The organism is Pseudomonas sp. S2_H10 (assembly GCF_054668285.1).
Window position 1 is genome coordinate 3,430,359 of the sequence record NZ_CP162754.1, and the last position, 20,173, is coordinate 3,450,531.

A 20,173-nucleotide genomic window follows, 5' to 3' on the forward strand; every position below is an offset into this window, starting at 1 on the left:
TTGCACAACCAAAGAGCATCACTGCGTCAATTTGCAGAAGTCGCTTGAGATGAGGAGGGAAATTATTAATATCGACAGGATCCACATCTCCGATGCGAATGTAGGCTTTCGACCACAACACCATGCCCCCAATCTTATTGGTCAATACGAATCTTCCAAACCAACCCTGATCCCTCCATCTCATTCCCCAGATATGGATGTAGCGACTATTGTTCAAGGCTTGAATCATAGCGTCCAGGTGGCGCCGGCTCAGGTACAGACTGAATACGATATGCACAGCCCCCACCAGGATCGGGCCAGCCAGTAGCCAGAAAGCGAACCAGGATGTACGAAACTCTTCCCCCATCATTTCTGCGTTTTCTCGTACAAAATCTCACCAGCAAGCTCACCACCTTCACCAACATATGCCCCACCCGCCCATGCTCCAACTCCTATCACTGCAGCAACGCATATAACTCCTCCAACTACTGTAGTGACTCCCAGGGCGACGCAGATCGGGCCAGCGGTGCGCTGGGCAATTCCCGCACCTACAACGCTACCAACTGTTCCTCCCACGAATTTGCCTCCCTCAGTAAATTTCACTTTTTTGCAGACTGTTCCAGAATCACCAACGCAAACTTCCTGAACAGCAAGCAACGAAGAAACTCCACCAATACCAATACCGATGTAACCCCCCGCCTGCATGTACTTTGCAGCACGACTGATCGCGCTCACGTGATTGGAATACCCAGGTATCGGCCCCGGCGCACCAGCCTTGTCCCAGCGGTACACCAAGCTGTGAGTGGAAATGCCAAGGGCCGTTTTCAGTTTGGGGTGATCGCCCAAGGTAGTCTGGCCACGCAGGCGAGTGGAATTCAGCAGATGTGCATCCAACTGGGTTAGCAGGTGCTTGCGATCAGCGAAGAACGATGGCGACCGCAGATGGCCGTGCTGACGATAATTGTCCTGATGCAGGCGTTCGATGTCTTGAAGGATGTCGCGCAAGCTGGCTAGGTGTTTTTCCAACACCACCGCGCCAACGCCAAGCCAGGTCGACGTATCACCGGTAAAAATGGCGATCTCGGCCGCATGAAGATGCATGAAGTCGGCTTCTTGCGGTGTCAGCGGGTCAAGGGCGGTCTTGACCTCTTGTGCGACCCGCATCAATTGGGCTTCCTGATAGGTACAGGAAGTGTTGTTCGGATCGCTCAGGACGATCATCGAACCCGCCTTGATATCCCCTGTACCGGGGTTGAGCGCCTGAAATTTACTCATTACGGCAGCAGAGCGATAAGGAAACAGCGTGGCTTCCAGCTGTTCGCGGGTCATGCTGTTGGGGACGACGTAAAAGCCCGGCTCCGCCACATCGGCTGTGCTGAATGCTGTTGGCGCTGGTTGGCTGGACGGCGCAAAAGAGGACTGTTGCGGCGCTGTCGAGTGCGGGGTTGTCGCAGGCGCGCTCATCTGAGCGGCCTGCGTGGCGGCCTGCGGTGCAGGCCTTGCGGTATTCCCGTAGATAGCGGTGAGTACCGAGGGGATCAGTTGCGCCTTGCAAGGGCAATTGCTGTAGCTATCCAGCGTGCCCGCCATGCGTTTGCCATGGCTGATAATGTGCGATATGCCGCCGACGATTTGGTAAATCCCCTCACTCTTTCCGCAGGTTACCCTGTCGCCTTCCTTGGCATGGGCGATGCCATACAACATGATCCGGGTATCACCATCCAGGACGGTGCCACCGCAGGTGGTCTTGTCGTTCAGGCCGATGAAGTAACCTTTGCTCATTGGTTGTTTTCCTTTTCATCCGATCGGGTCCAGGATGTTCCGACCATTGGTTGCGACCATCACTGCGTGAGTACCACCTACTAAGGCGCTCAGCTCGACATGCATACGAGCTATGCGGGTGGTCACGTGTGAATAGTGCGATGGACGCTAACAGCGTCGCGATCCCGGCGGCAGGGCCGTCCTGCGGATAAGGAAATTTCGCCTAAGTAAATCAAACTTTTCCTACGACAATATATTGAGAAGGTGTTTCCAGAGGTGGCAGTCCATCATCCAACCACATGATCCGTGGTAAGCGCCCCCACGGTATGCAAAGAACTTTCTCCGCCACCAATTTGTTTCGCACACAAAAAAGGCGATCCCGAGGGATCGCCTTTTTTTACTACGAGCTGGAGTTATCGAACTGTCAGAATCGGGCTACCCAACCGTTCCAGCAACGTCGCCTGGGCGCTGCGCGGGTTCTGGTTGCCGGTCGGTGTGTTACGGATGTAACGACCGTCCGACTGCAGGCTCCAGCTGTGGGTGTTATCGGTCAGATACAGCTCCAGCTCTTTCTTGACCCGCATGATCAGCTTCTTGCCTTCCACCGGGAAGCAAGTCTCGACGCGCTTGTCGAGGTTGCGCTCCATCCAGTCGGCGCTGGACAGGAACATCTGCTCGTCGCCGCCATTGAGGAAGTAGAAAACCCGGGTGTGTTCCAGGAAGCGGCCGATGATCGAGCGCACGTGGATGTTGTGGGAAACCCCGGCGATGCCCGGCCGCAGGCAGCACATGCCACGCACCACCAGGTCGATGCGCACGCCCGACTGGCTGGCCTTGTACAGCGCGCGGATGATCTTCGGATCGGTCAGCGAGTTGAACTTGGCGATGATGTGCGCCGGTTTGCCGTCGAGGGCGAACTGGGTTTCGCGGGCAATCATGTCGAGCATGCCCTTTTTCAGGGTGAACGGCGCGTGCAGCAATTTCTTCATGCGCAGCGTTTTACCCATGCCGATCAACTGGCTGAACAGTTTGCCGACGTCTTCGCACAAGGCATCGTCGGAAGTCAGCAGGCTGTAGTCGGTGTACAGACGGGCGTTGCCGGCGTGGTAGTTACCCGTGCCGAGGTGCGCGTAACGCACGATTTCACCGGCCTCGCGGCGCAGGATCAGCATCATCTTGGCGTGGGTCTTGAAGCCGACCACGCCGTAGATCACCACCGCACCGGCCGCTTGCAGCCGGCTGGCCAGTTGCAGGTTGGACTCTTCGTCGAAGCGCGCGCGCAATTCGATCACCGCGGTGACCTCCTTGCCGTTACGCGCCGCATCCACCAGCGCATCGACGATTTCCGAGTTGGCGCCGGAGCGGTACAGGGTCTGGCGCACCGCCAGCACGTGCGGGTCCTTGGCGGCCTGGCGCAGCAGGTCGACCACCGGCGTGAACGACTCGAACGGGTGCAGCAGCAGGATGTCCTGCTTGCTGATCACGCTGAAAATATTCTCGCTGTTCTGCAGCAGTTTCGGGATCTGCGGGGTGAACGGCAGGTATTGCAGCTCGCGCTGGCTGTCCAGGCCAGTGATGCTGAACAGACGCGTCAGGTTCACCGGGCCATTGACCTGATACAACTCGGTCTCGCTCAGGTTGAACTGCTTGAGCAGGTAGTCGGACAAGTGTTTCGGGCAGGTATCGGCCACTTCCAGGCGCACTGCGTCACCGTAGCGACGGGAGAACAGTTCGCCGCGCAAGGCGCGGGCCAGGTCTTCGACGTCTTCGGAGTCCAGCGCCAGGTCGGCGTTACGGGTCAGGCGGAACTGGTAGCAGCCCTTGACCTTCATGCCCTGGAACAAGTCATCGGCGTGGGCGTGAATCATCGACGACAGGAACACATAGTTGTCGCCTGCGCCGCCGACTTCTTCCGGCACCTTGATGATACGCGGCAGCAGGCGTGGCGCCGGGATGATCGCCAGACCGGAATCACGACCGAAGGCGTCGATGCCTTCGAGCTCGACGATGAAGTTCAGGCTCTTGTTCACCAGCAACGGGAACGGGTGAGTCGGGTCGAGGCCGATCGGGGTGATGATCGGCGCGATCTCGTCACGGAAATAGCGGCGGACCCAGGTTTTGAGCTTGGTCGTCCAGTGGCGGCGACGGATGAAGCGGACCTGATGTTTCTCCAGCTCCGGCAACAGAATGTCGTTGAGGATCGCGTACTGGCGGTCGACGTGACCGTGCACCAGTTCGCTGATGCGCGCCAGTGCCTGATGCGGTTGCAGGCCATCGGCGCCCGCCTGTTCACGGGCGAAGGTGATCTGCTTCTTCAGGCCGGCAACGCGAATCTCGAAGAACTCGTCCAGGTTGCTGGAGAAGATCAGCAGAAACTTCAGCCGCTCCAGCAACGGATAGGACACATCCAGCGCCTGTTCCAGCACGCGGATGTTGAACTGCAGTTGCGACAGCTCGCGATGGATGTACAGACTGCTGTCATCCAGGCCGGGGATGGCAATGGCCGGTGCCGCCGCAACGGCTTCGGCGACCACTGCGGGAGGAGCAGGCTCCAGCTCCGGCGGGGTCTCGGCGATTTGCTCTACCACGGGTTGAGCGTCTTGTACGGCAACTTCAGTGAGTCCTTCGGTATTCATCACATGTTCCTGGGAGGGCTATTTCTGCTCTCGTAACAATTGAGCGGCACGAACGGCAAAGTACGTCAGGATGCCATCAGCGCCTGCACGTTTGAAAGCGGTCAGGGATTCGAGAATAACCCCTTCGCTCAACCAGCCATTCTGGATCGCCGCCATGTGCATGGCGTACTCGCCGCTGACTTGATAGACAAACGTCGGCACTTTGAATTCTTCTTTTACCCGGCACAGGATGTCCAGGTACGGCATGCCTGGCTTGACCATGACCATGTCTGCACCTTCTGACAAGTCCGCCGCCACTTCGTGCAGGGCTTCGTTGCTGTTGGCCGGGTCCATCTGATAGGAGGCCTTGTTGGCCTTGCCCAGGTTCAGCGCCGAACCGACCGCATCGCGGAACGGCCCGTAATAGGCGCTGGCGTACTTGGCCGAGTAGGCCATGATCCGCACATTGACGTGACCGGCCACTTCGAGGGCTTCGCGGATCGCCTGGATGCGACCGTCCATCATGTCCGACGGGGCCACCACCTGAGCGCCGGCTTCGGCGTGGGACAGGGCCTGCCTGACCAGTGCGTCGACGGTGATGTCGTTCTGCACGTAGCCTTCTTCATCAAGGATGCCGTCCTGCCCGTGGGTGGTGAACGGGTCCAGGGCGACGTCGGTGATCACGCCAAGCTCGGGGAACTGCGCACGCAAGGCACGGGTGGCGCGCTGTGCGATGCCTTCAGGGTTCCACGCCTCGGCGGCGTCCAGGGATTTGAGTTGCGCCGGCGTCACCGGGAACAGGGCCAGCGCCGGAATCCCCAGTTCGACCCACTTGGCCGCTTCTTCCAGCAGCAGGTCGATGGTCAGGCGTTCAACGCCCGGCATCGAAGCCACCGCTTCGCGACGGTTTTCACCGTCCAGCACGAACACCGGCAAGATCAGGTCGTCGACGGTCAGCACGTTTTCACGGACCAGACGACGCGAGAAGTCGTCACGACGGTTGCGACGCAGGCGGGTTGCAGGGAATAAACGATTGGCGGGGGTAAAGCTCACGGCAGACTCCTGAGCCCGCGCAGACGGGCGAGCGTGACAGTTATAAGCGGCCATTATGACGAACGTATTACAGTTATGTGCACGCTGTGACACGTAGCCGCATTCCATTGTCGTTGTAGGAAATGTTCACGTCGAGACACATTTGGACACTTTCCTGAATGTGTCCGAAGGGTTAGGCTGCGCGTTCATTTCGCCAGCACCCAGACAATGCTCCAACAATTTCTGCATGACTTCGGCTACTTTGCCCTTTTTCTAGGCACGTTCTTCGAAGGCGAAACCATCCTGGTGCTCGCGGGCTTCCTCGCGTTTCGTGGATACATGGACATCAACCTGGTGGTGGTCGTGGCCTTCTTCGGCAGCTATGCCGGCGACCAACTGTGGTATTTCCTGGGACGCAAGCACGGCCGCAAGCTGCTGGCACGCAAGCCACGCTGGCAGATGATGGGTGACCGGGCGCTGGAACACATTCGCAAGCATCCGGACATCTGGGTATTGAGCTTCCGCTTCGTCTACGGTCTGCGCACGGTCATGCCGGTGGCCATCGGGCTGTCGGGCTATCCGCCGGGACGCTACTTGTTGCTCAACGGCATTGGCGCGGCCATCTGGGCCACCGCCCTCGCCGCTGCCGCCTACCATTTCGGCGCGGTGCTCGAAGGCATGCTCGGCAGTGTGAAGAAGTACGAGCTATGGGTGCTTGGCGCCCTGCTGGTGCTGGGACTGGTGCTGTGGCTGCGTCGGCGTTTCAAGAACGCCCGCCTGGCCAGACAGGTCTACGCCGACGAACAAGCCCTGAAGAAGACCAAAACCGAAGGCCCTACGACGCCAGCCGAGTGACACGGTTTCGACAACAGTACAGACCGACAACGCTCAACAGGCTGTAACTGAGCAGGCCGATCCAGCCCGCCGCGCTGACCGGCCACAGCCCCACCATCGGGGCCAGCCATGCCAATGGCAGATTCGACGCCAGCCGTACCAGCTCCAGCGTCAACGCCCACGGGCGATTCTCCAGGGCCACGCCCAGCACGAACAGACCGAATGCCACCGCTCCCCAGCCCAGCAACAGGGCGGTGACTGACAGATTCGCTTGAAGATTCATCAAGTAGCTGCCCAGCGCGATGTAGACGCAGAACTGCAACAGGACGTAGAACTGTAGACGCCCGTCCAGCGGCACTTCGAATTTGCGGAACCGGGTCAGGTCCGGCTTGTTCAGCGGATATTTCGCCGCCACGTCCGCCGGGCGCCAGCCGGTGCGCATGAACCAGATCCGCAATTTGTCCCAGGGGCTCGCGGCACGCCGCGCATCCGCCCACAACTGCGCGTAGAACTGCACGTTCGCCCACACGGGATTCCAGCTCGCCAGTGGCGTGGTCACGCCGAAAATCACTGGCTCGTTGTCGTCTTCTTCCTGGAACGAGCCAAACAGACGGTCCCAGATAATGAACACCCCGCCGTAGTTGCGATCCATGTAGAGAGTGTTCTGCGCATGGTGAGCCCGATGATTGGATGGCGTGACAAAAAACCATTCGAACCAGCCAAGCTTGGGAATGTGTCGCGTGTGCACCCAGAACTGGTACAGCAGATTCAACGCCGCGACACTGACGAACACCAACAGCGGTACGCCGAACACGGCCATCGGCAGATAGAAGATCCAGCTCAACAGAAATCCGGTGCTGGTCTGGCGCAGAGCCGTGGACAGGTTGTAATCCTCGCTCTGGTGATGCACCGAATGCGCGGCCCAGAGAATGTTGCGCTCGTGCCCCATGCGGTGCAGCCAGTAGTAGCAGAAATCGTAGAAGACAAAGGCAAACACCCAGGTCCAGACGCTGTCGGCAGACAGTTCGAACAATGCCAGGTGCTTGAGGGCAAACGCGTAGCTCAGCAGTCCCACGCCTTTGGTCAGCAACCCCGTGGTGGTCGACAGCACACCGGTGCTGATGCTGTTGATCGCGTCCGCCACCCGATAATTGCTCACCCCGCGCCAACGGTCGGCCAGAAGCTCGACGGCGATCAGCACAAAGAAGAACGGCACCGCATACAGAATGAGGTCCATGACGCGCCCTGGCCGGAATCTTGAGAACTGATGCTATGTGTAACCGTGAATTAACCCTATGGCAACGAGTGACAAATTAGTGGACATTTAACGCCATGAATCTGGAGAAAAGCCCATGAGCAAAAAAGTTGCAGTGATCCTTTCCGGTTGTGGCGTGTACGACGGCGCCGAGCTTCACGAGAGCGTCATCACCCTGCTTCGCCTGGATCAGCGCGGCGCGCAGGTACAGTGTTTCGCACCGAACATCGCCCAGTTGCATGTGATCAATCACCTGACCGGCGAAGAAATGCCCGAATCGCGCAATGTGCTGGTGGAATCGGCACGGATTGCCCGGGGCAACATCCAGGACATCCGTGACGCGAACGTCGATGACTTCGATGCGCTGATCGTGCCCGGCGGCTTCGGCTCGGCCAAGAACCTGTCCAACTTCGCCATCGAAGGCGCCGGCTGCACGGTTCAGCCAGATGTCCTGGCACTGACCGAAGCCTTTGCCGAAGCCGGCAAACCGGTGGGATTGATGTGCATTTCCCCGGCCCTGGCGGCCAAGATCTACGGCCCCGGCGTGACCTGCACCATAGGTAACGACACCGACACCGCAGCCGCAATGAACAAGATGGGCGCGACCCATACCGATTGCGCGGTCAGTGACATCGTCGAGGACAAGGCACGCAAACTGGTGAGCACCCCGGCTTACATGCTGGCGCAGAGCATCAGTGAAGTGGCGACGGGGATCAACAAGCTGGTAGACCGGGTGCTTGAGCTAACCCACGAAAACGACGCCTGACGCCCTTCAAAACTGTGGGAGCGAGCTTGCTCGCGATGGGGCCAGCACATTCAACATCGAGGTTGTCTGTAAGTCCGCTATCGCGAGCAAGCTCGCTCCCACAGGGTTCGTCACTGGTCTTAAGAATTGCGGGCCAGCCGTGTGAGAATCCGGTCCAACGCATTGGCAAACGCCTGCTTCTCACGGTCGCCGAACGGCGCCGGCCCCCCGCCGATTTGCCCCTGTTCGCGCAAATCGGTGAACAGGTTGCGCACCGCCAGACGATCGCCCATGTTCTGCGCATCAAACTCCTTGCCCCGTGGATCGAGCGCTGCCACGCCCTTCTTCACCAGGCGATCGGCCAACGGCACATCGCTGCAGATCACCAGTTCACCGGGGACCGCGTGTTCCACCAGGTAGTCATCGGCCGCATCCGGGCCGCTCGGCACCACGATCAGCTTGACCAGCGCCAGGCCTGGCTTGATCTGCGGCTGTCCGGCCACCAGCACCACTTCGAACTGGCGCTTGAGGGCGAACTTGACCACCAGATCCTTGGCTGCCCGCGGACAGGCGTCGGCATCGATCCACACACGCATTGCATATTCCTCTGTTGAAAAGCACCCGCCCCCACAGATTAACGCCAAACCCTGTGGGAGCGGGCTTGCCCGCGATATGAGCGCAGCGAATGCTGTTCTTTATGAAACCTGCAACCGCCGCTTCTCAACCACCCGACTGCGACCATACAGCACGACAATCGCAATGATCGCCACGGCCTGAGCACTCAGCGAATAGGCATCCGAGTGAATCCCCAGCCAGTCAAAGTCAAAGAACGGCACCGGCCGCGTGCCAAAGATCCCGGCTTCCTGCAGTGCCTTCACACCATGCCCGGCGAACACCACCGACAATGCGCACAACAGGCCGGCGTTGATGCTGAAGAACAGCGCCAGCGGCAGTTTCGCCGAACCGCGCAAAATCACCCAGGCCAAACCGATCAACAGCACCAGCGCCGTGGCCCCGCCGGCCAACACGGCGTTGTGCCCCGCTGGACCTGCCTGCAACCACAGGGTTTCGTAGAACAGAATCACTTCGAACAATTCGCGATACACCGAGAAAAACGCCAGGGTCGCAAAGCCGAAACGCCCACCGCCACCCACCAGGCTGGTCTTGATGTAATCCTGCCAGGCCGCCGCGTGGCGACGGTCATGCATCCACACGCCCAGCCACAACACCATGACGCTGGCAAACAGTGCCGTCGCGCCTTCCAGCAGTTCACGCTGGGAACCGCTGACATCGATCACATAGGCCGCCAGCGCCCAGGTGCCCAAGCCGGCCAACAGCGCCAGGCCCCAGCCGGCATTGACACTGCGCACTGCCGATTGCTGACCGGTGTTACGCAGGAAGGCGAGGATCGCCGCCAGCACCAGAATCGCTTCCAGGCCTTCGCGCAGCAGAATCAGCAGGCCGGAAATGTAGCTCAGGGACCAACTCAGGCCATCGCTGCCGAGCAAGCCGGCAGAGGTCTTCAGTTTGTCCTTGGCCGCTTCCAGACGCTGCTCCACTTGCTCGATCGACAGACCATCCTGCAGCGACTGACGATAAGCCATCAGCGATTTTTCGGTGTCCTTGCGCACGTTGGCGTCGACGTTGTCCAGGGAGCTTTCGACCAGTTCGAAGCCTTCCAGGTAGGCCGCTACCGATAAGTCATAAGCCTGATCATGTTCACCGGCGCGATACGCCGCGATGCTCTTGTCCAGCGTGGCTGCGGTGTAGTCGAGCAGCTGTGCGGGGCCCCGCTTGACCTGCGGCGGCTGCGCGCGTTGCGCGCGGAAGGTCGCGGCGGCTGGCGCGCCGTCGGCGGCCTGCACTTCGGCCGGAGTCCGGCGGGCCAGATCGGCAAGGTTGTAGAGCCTGTCTCCGCTGGCGGTCGCCGGGTCGGCGCTGAAGCTGGCTATATAAGTGGCCAGGTCCCAACGCTGGCGCTCGTCCAGCTGATCGGCGAAGGCCGGCATGTCGGTGCCTTCCACGCCCAGGCCCAAGGTGCTGTAGATCGCATAGAGGCTCAGGTGATCCAGTCGCGCGCTGTCACGCAGATTGGCCGGTGGCGGCGTCAGGCCGACACCCGCCGGGCCATCGCCCGCTCCCGCATCACCGTGACACACCGAACAATGCTGGGCGTACAACGGCGCGCCACGAGCCGGGTCCGGGGTAATGATCGGGGCTTGGCTGACTTCATAGGCTACCGCCAGCTTCGCACCGAGCTGCCGCGCCTGACGGGCGACATCAGCGCCGTCCTGACGTGCGGCAATCGCGTCATGCAGTGCGCCAAGGCCCTGCTCCAGCCCGGCCTTTTCCGGCTTGACCGGCATGGCGGCGACCAAGGCCTGCACGGCCTGGACGAATTCAACCTGTTCGCGGTATTCGGCCTCGTTGACGACCTGGCCCGCCTGCACCGCCTGCGGATAATCCGCGCCGATATAGTCGAGCAAATGCAGGGCTTGCGGGGCGCCTTCCACCGTAGCGGCCAGCAGGTTGAAGCTGCACAAGGCAAGGACCGGCGCTAACAACCAGGCCAGGTAACGGGACGGCGCAATCATGAATGAATCTCATTTGGAAACACGAAGTAACATATTGTTCCTTCCCGATGACTTTCACTCAAGCTTTGTTGCGCTCTCGATGTGTTTCGAGCCTTTTTGTTTCAGTGACTTGGCTATCCCCAGTGATGGCACTTCTGAAAAATTAGCAATTAAAAAGCCATTACAATGCCACCATCCTTGCCTATAATGCCGCGCCTTCGTTATCGCGATTTGGCATCAAGGCTCCTTTTTTAATAAGGAATCGGCAAGCATCCGTTTCTGCCGATAGGTCCCCACAGCCCGACCAGCAACTGCGGCTGCCTATTCAGGGAAGAAGTATCCATATGGCATCCCGCGCCCTCACCGTGCTTGCGCTGAGCACCATCACGCTGCTTTCCGGCTGCTCCGCCTTTCGCAACTACGACTCCGAACTGGCCCAGACCAACCAGCAACTGGCTACCGGCAATGTCGACGCCGCGTTGACCCTGCTGGAAAAGAACAACACGGGCACCGACAAAGACCTGCTCTATTACTTCGAAAAAGGCGAGTTGCTGCGCGCCAAAGGCGATCTCAGCGGCAGCCAGAGTGCCTGGAGCAGCGCCGACCAGGTGGTGGGAGCGTGGGAGGATTCGGTCAAGCTCGACACGGCCAAATACCTCGCCCAGTTCGGCAGCCTGGTGGTGAATGACAAAGTGCGTCGCTACGAAGGCTACGACTACGAAAAAGTCATGCTGACCACACAGATGGCCCTCAACCTGTTGGCCACCAACGATTTCGACGGCGCGCGCACGGCGATCAAGAAAACCCACGAGCGTGAAGCGGTGATTGCCGATCTGCGCGACAAGGAATACCTCAAGAGTGAGGAAGAGGCCGAGAAGGAAGGCGTCACCACTCAATACAAGGATTTGCAGGGCTATCCGGTCGCCAGCCTTGACGCACCGGAAGTGGTCGGCCTGAAAAACAGTTACCAGAGCGCGTTCAGTCACTATCTGGCCGGTTTCGTCTATGAAGCCCTGGGCGAAAAAGACCTGGCTGCGCCGGGCTATCGCAAGGCGGCGGAACTGCGCCCGAACACGCCGCTGCTGGAACAGGCACTGGTCAACCTCGACAAGGCGAACGGCAAGGACGTGGACAGCGACATCCTGATCGTCGTGCAAAGCGGCCTGGCACCTGCCCGGGATTCCATCCGCGTGCCCCTGCCCCTGCCGATCAGCGGCAACGTGGTGATCACGCCACTGTCGTTCCCGATCATCAAGCCTGATACCTCGACTGCCGCGCTGACGCAGATCGGCGTGGACGGCCAGCAACTGAGCCTGACTCAACTCAACAGCACCACCGCCATGTCCCGCCGCGCCCTGCGCGATGATATGCCGGGCATCATCGTGCGCACCACCGTTCGTGCGGTGAGCCGTGGCGTGATGCAGAAGCAGCTCAATGAAACCAACCCTCTGGCGGGCCTGGCCGTGGGCATCACCTCCGCCGTGCTTGAAGGTGCCGATACCCGGACCTGGCGGACCCTGCCGGACAACACCCAGGTGGTACGCCTGCGCCTGAAAAAGGGCGAGCACCAGATCACCCTGCCAAACATCGTCGGCGGCACGGTGGTCAAGGTCACTGTCGATCAGCGCTACCAGGTCATCAGCCTGCGCGCCGTGGGCAACCAGGTGTTCGCCGCCGGCCCGGTCGCTCGCGTGAGCCCGAGCATCAGCCCGGCCACCGTGGCCAGCCTCACCCAACCTTGAGAACGGAGTCTTAGCATGCGTTTCAAATTCATCGCGGCCCTCGGCCTGGCCCTGCTGGCCGGTTGCGCCACCCCGCCGCCACCGGAGCCGGGCAGCGCCGCGAGCAAAGTCGTGGCTCAAGGCAAGCTGAAAAACATCGTGGTCGGCGCCATGCGCGTAGCGCGTGAAAACGGCTTCATGACGGTCAACGCGCAACTGAGCAACACCAGCTTCAACAACAAGACCTTCTACTACCGCTTTGCCTGGCTCGGCCCTGAAGGCTTCCCCATCGCCGAAGAAGAAACCTGGAAGAGCCAGATGATGTACGGCGAACAGACCAGCTTCATCCAGGCCATCGCACCGACCGCCAAGGCCGTGGATTTCCGTCTGGAAATCAAGACGCCTTAAGCCATACCCCTATTCCAGTTTCCAGAGAGCACTCCCATGTTTGCACGCTTTTCCTTCATCGCCGTCATCGCCCTGCTGGCCAGCGGTTGCGCCAACACCTCGCCGACCCTGGGCAGCAAGAACATCGGCTACGGCGACACCAAAGCGGTTGAAACCGTGACCAACGAGTTCGGTTCCACCGACCTGCAGATGATCGCCGAATCCATGACCCGCTCCCTGGCCCAGTCCGGCATCCTCCAGGGTCGGCCGGTGGTGCAGGTCTACGATGTGAAGAACAAGACCAGCGAGTACATCGACACCCGCGAAATCACCACCAGCATCAAGACCCAGCTGATGAAGACCGGCACTGCCCGCTTCTCCAGCGACAACACCCAGATGCAGAGCCAGGTCGACCAACTCAAGCTGCAGAACCAGAGCGGCCTGTACAAGAAGAACACCGTGGCCAAGACCGGCAACATGATCGCCGCCAAGTACCGCCTTGAAGGTTCGATCAGCTCGATCGTCAAGCGCAGCAGCGACTACAAGGACGTCTTCTACAAATTCAGCCTGCAACTGATCGACGTCGAAAGCGGTCTGGCCGAATGGATGGACGAAAAAGAGATCCGCAAGACCACGGAGCGCTGATCAATGCGCGCATGGATTGGCATGATGGCCCTCGCTTGCGCGTTCGGCGCGCAGGCGGCGCCAAAAGTGGCGGTGACGGATCTGGCGTATCAGGAACGTGTGGAGCAGTACATCCACATCGTCTCCGCACAAAGCAATTTCCAGGCGAGTCCCTACAGCGCCAGCGGATCGTCGAGCTACAACGAAATCGAAGCCACCAGCAGTTACATCGAGCAGGGTGAACTGCGCAAGTTCACCGGCGACATCAAGGGTGAAATCCTGCGTACCGGCATGTTCCAGCTGGTGCAGGGCACGCCTTACACGTCGTCGTCCAAGGGTGACGTGTTTGATGTGATCAGGCGGATCAAGGCCGGCAATTTCAAGGGTGCCGATTACGTGCTGTTCGGCACCGTGTCGGACATCGACTTCACCCGCGACGTGACTGAGCTGGCCAATACGGACAGCCATTCCGCGGTGCTGGGGCTGACCCTGGTCGCGGACTTCAGCCTGATCAATACCCGCACCTTCGAGATCACCTCGGCCTTCACGGCGATGGGCGAAGGCCAGGACACCAAGCTGGTGAATGGCCGGGACATCAAGGTTTCGCTGAACCGCCCGCGGGTGGTACGCGAGGTGTCCAAGGCACTGGGTGAGGACGTGGCTGCACAAATGAGCCAGCAGCTTGGCGAAGGTGGTGACGAAGCACCAAGGCAAGCGCCGTTGCGCAACAACCTGCCAGCGGACTCGGCGCCCGTGATTCTGCGCTGACCGGCCGGCCGACAATGCAAAAGGCGACCTGAAAAGGTCGCCTTTTTTGTGCCTGGCGCAATCAGACCGCGGCTTTGCGCAGTGTCGCCATGAACGCCGCCGCGCCAATGAACAGCCCGGCAAAGGTGCGATTCATGCGTTTCTGTTGTTTGGGCGTGCGCAACAGGCGCAGCACCCTGGAGGCCAACCCGGTGTAGCCGGCCATGACGATCAGGTCGACGCAGATCATGGTCACGCCGATGATCACGTACTGGATCAGCAGCGGCGCATGCGGGTCGATGAACTGTGGCAACACCGCGAGCATGAACACCAGGGCCTTGGGGTTGCTGATGTTCACCAGGAAGCCACGGAACACCAGAGCCATCGGCTTGCCGATCTGGCGTACGGCGGCGTCATCGCTCATGTCGCTGGGCAGCGCACGCCATTGTTTGATAGCGAGGTAGACCAGATAGGCCACGCCGAACCATTTGATCGCGTAGAAGGCGCTGGCCGATGCCGTGAGAATCGCGCCAACCCCGGCGCCGACAATCGCAATCTGCACCGCCAGGCCCAGTTGCAGGCCCAGGGCGTTCCAGTAGCCGCGCCAGAAACCGTACTGCAGGCCGCTGGACATCGACGCAATGGCGCCGGCACCGGGGGACAGGCTGATCACCCAGCAGGCGGCAAAAAACGCCAGCCATGTTTGAAGCTCCATTGCACACCTCGACTCAGACTCGTGACAGACGTCTAAGCTAATGCGGGTTTGGATGGATGACTACCGATTTTTTTGCAGGAATCAGCTAACCGCCGGCTTACTTCTCAAACCCGCTGGAAGGAAACACATCCGTCCCGCGCCAGCGCCGTACCGAACGCTGGAAGAACAAGCTGTTGGGCACCTGCACCATGGCGCTGCCCGTGCCGAGCTCTTCGGCCTCGACCAGCGTGGTGTAAAGGAGATTGATCGCCACCACCCGGCCTTTGACGCCAGGTTTGTCGGTGGTGTCCACCAACTCGACCACGTCGCCCAGGCGAAACGGGCCGACGGTAAAGATCAGGATCGCGCACAGCAGGTTCGAGAGCACGCTCCACATGGCGAAAAACGCCACCGCCGCGACCGCGACGAAACCGGATAGCGCGGTCCAGAGCACCGTGGCCGACACACCGAGTCGCTCCAGCACGAAAATCAGCGCGCTGCCCATGATCAGCCAGCGCAAACCGCCCCGCAGCGGCATCATCAGTTGCGGCGGAAACGGGTAACGCTCACCGAGACGGGTCAGGCCCTTGGCGACAAAACGCTGGGTGAAGTAGCCGGCCAGCAGAATCAGCAGGATTTGCACGCCGAGCCAGATCGGCTCGGCCCACACCGCCGGCAACGGCAACTTGAAGGCATCCATCAGGACAGCGCCTCCAGCTCCGCCTGCATGCTTTCCAGCAACTCCAGGGCTTCCATCCACGCCTCTTCCAGTTCCGCCTCACGTACTTTCAGCTTGGCCTGCTCGGCCAGCAGATCACGCAATTCGTTCTTGCGCGCCGGTTCGTAGATGTCGCTGTCACCGAGACTGGCATCGATCTTCGCCAGCTTTTCGTGGAGCTTGCCCAGTTCGGCTTCGAGCTTGTCGGCCTCGCGCTTGTGCGGCGCCAGTTGCTGACGCAACGCCGCTGCGGCCTGACGCTGGGCTTTCTTGTCGGTCTTGTCCGGGTTCACCGGTGTCGTGCTGACCGGGGCGTTGCGCTGGCGATACTCCACCAGCCAGCGGGTGTAGTCCTCCAGATCGCCGTCGAACTCTTCGACCTTGCCGTCCGCCACCAGATAGAAATTGTCGGTGGTGCTTTTGAGCAAGTGACGGTCGTGGGAGACCACCAGTACCGCACCGCTGAATTCCTGCAGGGCCATGGTCAGCGCCAGGCGCATTTCCAGGTCCAGGTGGTTGGTCGGTTCGTCGAGCAGCAACAGGTTCGGCCGGTCCCAGGCAATCAGGGCCAACGCCAGGCGCGCCTTCTCGCCACCGGAGAAATTCAGCACCGGCTCGTCGATCCGCGCGCCACGGAAGTCGAAACCGCCGAGGAAGTCACGCAGGGTCTGCTCGCGCTCGGTCGGTGCCAGACGCTGCAGGTGCAGCAACGGACTGGCCTTGGAATCCAGAGAGTCGAGCTGATGCTGGGCGAAGTAGCCGACCACGGTGTTCTCGCCACGGGTCAAGCGGCCGGCCAATGGCGAAAGCTCACCGGCAAGGTTCTTGATCAGGGTCGATTTACCGGCACCGTTCGGGCCGAGCAGACCGATTCGCGCGCCCGGGGTCAGTTGCAGCTTGACCTTCTCCAGCACGGTTTTGTCACCGTAACCCAAGCGGGCATCGGACAGGTCGATCAGCGGGCTGGAGATTTTCTGCGATTCACGGAAGACAAAGTCGAACGGCGAATCGACGTGGGCAGCGGTCAGCTCTTCCATCCGCTCCAGGGCCTTGATCCGGCTCTGGGCCTGACGGGCCTTGGTGGCCTGGGCCTTGAAGCGGGCGATGTAGCTTTCCATGTGCGCACGTTGCACCTGCTGCTTCTCGTACGCCTGCTGTTGCTGGGCCAGGCGTTCGGCACGGGCGCGCTCGAAAGCGCTGTAGCCACCGCGATACAGGGTGATTTTGCGCTGATCGACGTGGGCCACGTGGTCGACCACGGCATCGAGGAAATCGCGGTCGTGGGAAATCAGCATCAAGGTGCCGGGATAGCTCTTGAGCCATTCCTCAAGCCAGATGATGGCGTCGAGGTCCAGGTGGTTGGTCGGTTCGTCGAGCAGCAACAGGTCCGATGGGCACATCAGGGCCTGCGCCAGGTTCAGGCGCATCCGCCAGCCACCGGAGAAATCCCCGACCGGGCGATCCATCTGCTCGTTGGTGAACCCAAGGCCGGCCAGCAACTTGCGCGCCCGGGCGTCGGCGGTGTAGCCGTCGGCGCTGTCGAGTTCCGAGTGCAGGCGGGCCTGTGCGGCACCGTCATGGGCCGCTTCGGCTGCCGCCAGGTCGCGTTGCACCTGACGCAGGCGCAGGTCGCCATCGAGCACGTAGTCGACCGCCATGCGTTCGAGCGTGTCGACCTCCTGGCGCATGTGGGCGATACGCCAGTCGGCCGGCAGGAAGCAGTCACCCGAGTCCGGGTGCAGCTCGCCCCGAAGCAAGGCGAACAGGCTCGATTTGCCGGCGCCGTTGGCACCGATGAGGCCGGCTTTGTGGCCGGCGTGCAGGGTCAGCTCGGCGTCTTCTAGCAGACGTTGCGGGCCACGCTGTAAAGTCAGGTTCTGAAGTCGAATCATAATGGCGGCGGAGTCTACCAGCTTCGCTCGCAACTGGCGCGAGTAGCACTATGTCCTCTGACCTGTGGAGCTTTTCCCTGAACACCTACGCCCGCCCTGGCATTGAGCAGGCATGCCTGCAATTGCAGGCGGCGGGGGTCAATGTGTGCCTGTTGCTGTGCAGTGCATGGCTGGGACAACGAGGCGTGGCCTGCGATGAGCAGCGTTTGCAGCAACTGCGCAGTGTGGCCTTTGCGTGGGACAGCGATGTCGTGCGGCCGTTACGCGCCTTGCGTACGCAATGGAAGGCCGCTGCCACGGCAGACGCCGATTTGCACAACATGCGTGAACAAGTGAAGGCACTGGAGCTGGAAGCCGAGCGGCATCTGTTGTTGCGGCTCGAGAGAGCGGCGCAGAGTTGGCCGCAAGGTGCCGAGACCGATCTGGCGGCCTGGCTGGAAGGTGCGACGGCGGGTGCCGCCCACCTGCACCGCGACGCGCTGCATCAGCTGCGCGTCGCGGTAACCGGCACTTAGGAAGCGCTGGTCGGGGTGGTTGCTGCGATCGATGCGGCGGCCGGCGTTGGCGCTGGCGTGGCTGTCGAGGTGGCTGCTGCCAAAGCAGACGTTGCTGCCGGAGCCGGGTTGGCTGGCTTGGCAACCGGTGCGGTGGCTGGCTTGGCCGCAACCGGCTTTTTCACTGCGGGCTTGGCTGCTGGTTTTGCAGCAGGTTTTGCGGCAGCCGGTTTGGCGGCAGCTGGCTTCGCAGCGGCGGGCTTCGCAGCGGCGGGCTTCGCAGCGGCGGGCTTCGCAGCGGCGGGCTTCGCAGCGGCGGGCTTGGCGGCAGCGGCTGGTTTCGCTGCAGCCGGTTTTGCGGCTGGTTTTGCAGCAGGTTTAGCCGCGGGTTTGGCAGCCGCTTTTGCGGCGGGTTTTGCCGCTGGCTTGGCTGCTGGTTTTGCAGCGACGGGTTTTGCAGCCGGCTTGGCGGCAGGTTTCGCCGCAGCGGTTCGGGCGGCAGGTTTTGCTGCTGGTTTAGCGGCCGATTTAGCTGCCGGTTTTGCTGCTGGTTTAGCAGCCGGTTTTGCAGCCGGTTTAGCGGCAGTGGTTTTGGCCACTGCCGGTTTGGCAGCGGCGGTTTTTGCAGCGGCAGGTCGGGCAGCGGCAGGTTTGGCAGCTGGTTTTGCGGCGCTGGCAGCAGCCGGTTTTCTCGCAGCCGGTTTTGCAGCAGGTTTGGCTGCGGCAGTTTTCGCTGCTGGTTTGGCAGCAGCAGTTTTTGCAGCAGCAGGCTTGGCCGGTGCTTTTGCAGCAGCCGGTTTGGCAGCGGCTTTCTTCGCAGGAGCCGCAGCAGGCTTGGCCGCACGCAGGGACAACGCCTTGCCGACAGCCTCTTGAACACGACCGACGCCCTGGGCCAGTTTCAGGCTCTCCTGGGCATCGCGCTTGAGTTGCAGAATGTAGCCGCGGGTTTCCGATTGACGATCCTTCAGGGCATCGAGCAGCTCTTCAAGGTCGGCGACTGCGCCCTTGGCCTTGGCTTGCGCCTTGGCTTTTCCGGCCGACGCAGCGTCCTGCAATTTGGTGCGGGACTTGTGCAGTTTTTCTTGCGCTTTTCCGCGCTGCTTTTCCAGTTTGGCGAGCAGTTTTTCAGCATCAGCCAAGGCTTCGGAACAAGCGGTTTCCAGATGCTCGAGCAGGCTGCCCGAGAGTTGTTGGAGCAGGTGCAACGGAGTGCTTACTGGCTTCTTGGTGGCCGACATGGTTTACCTCCTGGCTGAAGTGAGTGCGGCTCATACTAGACCTCTGCTGCAACCGCCGCTAGGGCATGTTGACACTATCGAAAGCGTTGTGTTGCAAAGGACTGAAAAACTTCTGCGTCGACGCGAAAGCAGTTCACCGTTGTGCGCATTCTCACTGGCATAATCGCCCGCAATTCAGGTCGGAGAGTGCCCATGTCGCGCTACCTTTTTTTATCGCTGTGCGTGTTTTTTTCGGTGGCCCAGGCCGCCGAAAAAACACAGGAAAATGAAGCCCGTGATCTCGCTTACAGCCTGGGTGCCAGCCTTGGCGAACGCTTGCGCCTGGAGGCTCCCGACCTGCAACTCCAGGCACTGGTCGAAGGATTGCAGCACGCCTACCAGGGCAAACCGCTGGCGCTGAAGGACGAACAGATCGAGCAGATATTGACCGAACACGAGGCACGGATTGCCATGCAGCCGGCCGAGCCGCAAAGCGAAATGGCGCTGGAAAAGGAACAACGTTTTCTCGCCACCGAGAAAGCCAGGCCCGGTGTGCGCGAACTGGCTGACGGCGTGCTGCTGACCGAATTGACACCGGGCGCTGGCGCCAAGGCAGGACCCAACGGCAAGGTGCAGGTGTTGTACATCGGTCGTTTGCCCGACGGGACGGTGTTCGATCAGAACAGCCAGCCACAATGGTTCAGTCTCGACAGCGTGATCGCCGGATGGCGCAGCGCATTGCAAAACATGCCGGTCGGGGCGAAGTGGCGACTGGTGATTCCATCGGCCCAGGCCTATGGCGCCGACGGTGCGGGCGACGTGATCGCACCGTTCACGCCGCTGGTGTTCGAAGTTGAACTGCGTGGCGCAACCAGCTGACAG

18 protein-coding genes are annotated in these 20,173 nt (G+C 60.8%); 8 read left to right on the plus strand and 10 right to left on the minus strand.

What is annotated here, in order from left to right; all coding sequences use genetic code 11:
* Nucleotides 1-345: 345 nt before the first annotated feature.
* The 3 genes from AB4O16_RS15385 to hemB all read right to left on the minus strand — a co-directional run bounded on the left by AB4O16_RS15385 (nucleotide 346) and on the right by hemB (nucleotide 5,408).
* Entirely contained in the window at nucleotides 346-1,761 is a 1,416-nt protein-coding gene (locus tag AB4O16_RS15385) for a PAAR domain-containing protein (protein ID WP_460155267.1), read from the minus strand.
* A gap of 392 nt (nucleotides 1,762-2,153) precedes the next feature.
* Nucleotides 2,154-4,376, minus strand: coding sequence for a polyphosphate kinase 1 (ppk1, locus tag AB4O16_RS15390; RefSeq protein ID WP_460155268.1), 2,223 nt, complete (start codon nucleotides 4,374-4,376; stop codon nucleotides 2,154-2,156).
* 18 nt (nucleotides 4,377-4,394) lie between these two features.
* Nucleotides 4,395-5,408, minus strand: a complete 1,014-nt coding sequence (hemB, locus tag AB4O16_RS15395; RefSeq protein ID WP_160390859.1) for a porphobilinogen synthase — start codon at nucleotides 5,406-5,408, stop codon at nucleotides 4,395-4,397.
* Nucleotides 5,409-5,615: 207 nt separating this feature from the next.
* Here hemB and AB4O16_RS15400 point away from each other — a divergent pair, with 207 nt between their 5' ends.
* Nucleotides 5,616-6,242 carry a DedA family protein gene (locus AB4O16_RS15400; protein WP_160390860.1) on the plus strand — a complete coding sequence of 209 codons (627 nt, stop codon included), beginning with the start codon at nucleotides 5,616-5,618 and terminating at the stop codon, nucleotides 6,240-6,242.
* Here AB4O16_RS15400 and AB4O16_RS15405 read toward each other — a convergent pair.
* Nucleotides 6,223-7,458: a sterol desaturase family protein gene (locus tag AB4O16_RS15405; protein ID WP_460155269.1), complete on the minus strand. Its 1,236-nt coding sequence runs from the start codon at nucleotides 7,456-7,458 to the stop codon at nucleotides 6,223-6,225. The two genes, AB4O16_RS15400 and AB4O16_RS15405, sit on opposite strands and share 20 nt — an antisense overlap.
* Before the next feature lie 115 nt (nucleotides 7,459-7,573).
* Here AB4O16_RS15405 and elbB point away from each other — a divergent pair, with 115 nt between their 5' ends.
* Nucleotides 7,574-8,242: an isoprenoid biosynthesis glyoxalase ElbB gene (gene elbB, locus AB4O16_RS15410; protein WP_160390862.1), complete on the plus strand. Its 669-nt coding sequence runs from the start codon at nucleotides 7,574-7,576 to the stop codon at nucleotides 8,240-8,242.
* 119 nt (nucleotides 8,243-8,361) lie between these two features.
* Here the strand turns inward: elbB and AB4O16_RS15415 are convergent, their stop codons facing one another.
* Nucleotides 8,362-8,817: a YaiI/YqxD family protein gene (locus tag AB4O16_RS15415; RefSeq protein WP_160390863.1), complete on the minus strand. Its 456-nt coding sequence runs from the start codon at nucleotides 8,815-8,817 to the stop codon at nucleotides 8,362-8,364.
* Nucleotides 8,818-8,916: 99 nt separating this feature from the next.
* A complete protein-coding gene (locus AB4O16_RS15420; protein WP_160390864.1) occupies nucleotides 8,917-10,815 on the minus strand; it encodes a cytochrome c/FTR1 family iron permease in 1,899 nt (632 codons plus the stop codon).
* 323 nt (nucleotides 10,816-11,138) lie between these two features.
* Between AB4O16_RS15420 and AB4O16_RS15425 the strand changes: the two genes are divergently transcribed.
* Genes AB4O16_RS15425 through AB4O16_RS15440 form a run of 4 tightly spaced genes read left to right on the plus strand, consistent with a single transcriptional unit; the run spans nucleotide 11,139 to nucleotide 14,294 of the window.
* Nucleotides 11,139-12,536, plus strand: a complete 1,398-nt coding sequence (locus tag AB4O16_RS15425; protein WP_460155270.1) for a COG3014 family protein — start codon at nucleotides 11,139-11,141, stop codon at nucleotides 12,534-12,536.
* 15 nt (nucleotides 12,537-12,551) lie between these two features.
* Nucleotides 12,552-12,923, plus strand: coding sequence for a YcfL family protein (locus AB4O16_RS15430; protein ID WP_150716264.1), 372 nt, complete (start codon nucleotides 12,552-12,554; stop codon nucleotides 12,921-12,923).
* A 36-nt stretch (nucleotides 12,924-12,959) separates the two neighbouring features.
* On the plus strand, nucleotides 12,960-13,547 hold the full coding sequence (gene lpoB / locus AB4O16_RS15435; protein ID WP_150716263.1) for a penicillin-binding protein activator LpoB: 588 nt from the start codon (nucleotides 12,960-12,962) through the stop codon (nucleotides 13,545-13,547).
* A gap of 3 nt (nucleotides 13,548-13,550) precedes the next feature.
* Nucleotides 13,551-14,294: a penicillin-binding protein activator LpoB gene (locus AB4O16_RS15440; RefSeq protein WP_460155271.1), complete on the plus strand. Its 744-nt coding sequence runs from the start codon at nucleotides 13,551-13,553 to the stop codon at nucleotides 14,292-14,294.
* Between the two features lie 61 nt (nucleotides 14,295-14,355).
* Here AB4O16_RS15440 and rhtB read toward each other — a convergent pair whose 3' ends face one another.
* From rhtB to AB4O16_RS15455, 3 genes are all read right to left on the minus strand, one after another.
* The gene (gene rhtB, locus AB4O16_RS15445) at nucleotides 14,356-14,988 is read right to left on the minus strand and encodes a homoserine/homoserine lactone efflux protein (RefSeq protein WP_150716261.1); all 633 of its coding nucleotides are present in this window, start codon (nucleotides 14,986-14,988) and stop codon (nucleotides 14,356-14,358) included.
* Between the two features lie 97 nt (nucleotides 14,989-15,085).
* Nucleotides 15,086-15,667, minus strand: a complete 582-nt coding sequence (locus AB4O16_RS15450; RefSeq protein WP_460155272.1) for a mechanosensitive ion channel domain-containing protein — start codon at nucleotides 15,665-15,667, stop codon at nucleotides 15,086-15,088.
* Nucleotides 15,667-17,577 carry an ATP-binding cassette domain-containing protein gene (locus AB4O16_RS15455; protein ID WP_160390868.1) on the minus strand — a complete coding sequence of 637 codons (1,911 nt, stop codon included), beginning with the start codon at nucleotides 17,575-17,577 and terminating at the stop codon, nucleotides 15,667-15,669. The genes AB4O16_RS15450 and AB4O16_RS15455 overlap by 1 nt, the downstream gene beginning before the upstream one ends.
* Before the next feature lie 50 nt (nucleotides 17,578-17,627).
* Between AB4O16_RS15455 and AB4O16_RS15460 the strand changes: the two genes are divergently transcribed.
* Nucleotides 17,628-18,092: a TIGR02444 family protein gene (locus AB4O16_RS15460; protein ID WP_160390869.1), complete on the plus strand. Its 465-nt coding sequence runs from the start codon at nucleotides 17,628-17,630 to the stop codon at nucleotides 18,090-18,092.
* Here AB4O16_RS15460 and AB4O16_RS15465 read toward each other — a convergent pair.
* Complete coding sequence (locus AB4O16_RS15465) at nucleotides 18,089-19,312, minus strand: AlgP family protein (protein WP_460155273.1); 1,224 nt, start codon at nucleotides 19,310-19,312, stop codon at nucleotides 18,089-18,091. The genes AB4O16_RS15460 and AB4O16_RS15465 overlap by 4 nt on opposite strands.
* A gap of 192 nt (nucleotides 19,313-19,504) precedes the next feature.
* Here AB4O16_RS15465 and AB4O16_RS15470 point away from each other — a divergent pair, with 192 nt between their 5' ends.
* Nucleotides 19,505-20,170 carry an FKBP-type peptidyl-prolyl cis-trans isomerase gene (locus tag AB4O16_RS15470; protein ID WP_160390871.1) on the plus strand — a complete coding sequence of 222 codons (666 nt, stop codon included), beginning with the start codon at nucleotides 19,505-19,507 and terminating at the stop codon, nucleotides 20,168-20,170.
* The last annotated feature ends 3 nt before the right edge of the window (nucleotides 20,171-20,173 follow it).